Here is a 1887-nt window from a genome sequence, read left to right on the forward strand (position 1 = left end):
CGCCGCCTGATTACAGCAGGCAGTGCAAACCGACCACATCCAGACGCTGTCTGTCCGGTCAAGTACAAACTACTACACCTTACCTTTCCAACCGTCACTGACCCTGCGGCTCCGCCGGGCCGGCCAGGGCGCCACGTGCCCACCTCAATCGCCACCATGCGGCGCGGCGGCTCACCCTCGCCCTCGTTCAGCGCATCTCTCGATGTCCGTGCTGCAATCGAACCAGCACACAACATCACCTCATCTTATGACGCAGTAAGATTAGCAGCTTCCATCCGCTTTGTGGTTCCCTGTCAGTCATAATGATCTCCCGCAGCAGTAGGCGTGAAAGATACAGCAGCAAGCAGAAGAGTTCTTCAACGGTTGGCTCTGCAAAGCAGAATCCCCTCTCACATTCGAGCATGGCATTCGGATCTTGCGACCATGACCATAACGAGAACACTATGCCCGTGTCCGACTGGCAGTACCTTTGAGGACACGCGTGAAAACCTGGCCGTCGTGTATAGGGGGTGTTGCTGCGATTTTTATGCTTTCCGCCGGAATTGCCGGCTGTGGGCAATCCGACTATCCAGAACTGGCTCAAGCCAAAGCCTTCGCCTTGCAGGAGGCTACAAATGTGCTCTCTGAGGCAAGAGCCGCCGATCTACCGGCAATCACGGCCGGAGCCTATTGGCTACCAGAGGCCGATCCAGCCATGCGTGTTGCAACCGCCCGGAAATATGGTCCTGTCAGGCCCCTTCGGCCGCCGGCATGCGCTCTTCAGACCCAGGACACGACAGAATATTGTGATGGTGGACTGTTCATCTTCGCAGTGGATGGCATCGCTCGATCAGGTGGCCGTTCGTCCAAGCTCGCCATCTGCCATTCCGACACGGCAGGATGGGAGCTGGCGGCCGAACGGTTTCAGTTTTCGCCCTAAACCCTGCATGGGCTACGCCGATGATGCTCGATCATCGTCACCTCGAAATCAGCCTATTCACGATCGCCGCAGCAGGCGCAGCGTGGCTCTTTGCGGCAACGATCCGTGGCGATGAGAAGCGCGAGTGGTCGCAGTGGCAGCATGGGCCACCAGTCCGAAGATTGGAGCAGCCCGAGGCATTCACGACGGGTCTGGCGATCTGCAGGGTTGCGAGCATCTTTTTCGCCATCGCGGCGGTGGTCGGCGTAATTTTCTTTGTCGCGACTTGAGCATTCGTGCGCTGCCCCCGCGATCCGCTGCTGCCGGTTGAGGTGATGTCAATATAAGATCACCTCCGTAAGCCGATTTCGGCTTACGGACGTGGCTTTCCAACGTTTGTGCGATGTCCATTACGGCATACCCATACGAACCACGCATTACGAACAGTGCTTGCCCGGAGGTGCCCCCATCAACCCTCCACAACGATGCCTGTCGCTCAAACGACGAACTCAGCGACTCTCTGGCTACCGCTACCATCTCGCAGGTCGGCCTGCACTCCAGAGCCAAAGCGATGCGGCAACGCCTGGGCCGCTGGCTTCATCCATCCGGACGACGGTCCTTTCCATAAGGCGCTTCGCCGACGAACATGCCAGTTTCGCGAGATCACCGAGGGCGCCGACTGTCGGCTTTGGGATTGGTTTGTCCTCTTCGATTCAGTGGTTCTGACCCGTGCCGTCCCCCCGCGCTGGTGGATTGCAACAACTTCTACGCCAGTTGCGAACGGGTCTTCCAACCGGGCCTTCGGGGACGGCCCGTCGTGCTCCTGTCGAACAATGACGGTTTCTGTAATCGGACCGTTAGGCTCAAGCTCATTTCAGACGCCGCTCCGTATCACGGAATGGCAACAATCGACCCAAGGACGAACCCGCTCTCGCGGGAGGGCGTCCTGAGAGGTAGAGCACACCTGGAGATCTGAGCGAGCGCTTGAG

General features: G+C 58.7%; 3 protein-coding genes. All 3 read left to right on the forward strand.

Annotated features, from left to right (window positions below; translation table 11 throughout):
- The first annotated feature begins 481 nt into the window (after positions 1 to 481).
- Positions 482 to 919, forward strand: a complete 438-nt coding sequence (locus M8523_RS36230; protein ID WP_282589633.1) for a hypothetical protein — start codon at positions 482 to 484, stop codon at positions 917 to 919.
- A 20-nt stretch (positions 920 to 939) separates the two neighbouring features.
- On the forward strand, positions 940 to 1188 hold the full coding sequence (locus M8523_RS36235) for a hypothetical protein (protein WP_282589634.1): 249 nt from the start codon (positions 940 to 942) through the stop codon (positions 1186 to 1188).
- Between the two features lie 356 nt (positions 1189 to 1544).
- Complete coding sequence (locus tag M8523_RS36680) at positions 1545 to 1874, forward strand: Y-family DNA polymerase (protein WP_428352063.1); 330 nt, start codon at positions 1545 to 1547, stop codon at positions 1872 to 1874.
- The last annotated feature ends 13 nt before the right edge of the window (positions 1875 to 1887 follow it).

Source organism: Lichenifustis flavocetrariae (assembly GCF_026130545.1).
GTDB lineage: Bacteria > Pseudomonadota > Alphaproteobacteria > Rhizobiales > Beijerinckiaceae > Lichenihabitans > Lichenihabitans flavocetrariae.

Bases quoted from the DNA above. Each gene is read 5' to 3' on its own strand.
- M8523_RS36235 (WP_282589634.1), top strand. From the start codon at position 940: ATGATGCTCGATCATCGTCACCTCGAAATCAGCCTATTCACGATCGCC.
- M8523_RS36680 (WP_428352063.1), top strand. From the start codon at position 1,545: ATGCCAGTTTCGCGAGATCACCGAGGGCGCCGACTGTCGGCTTTGGGA.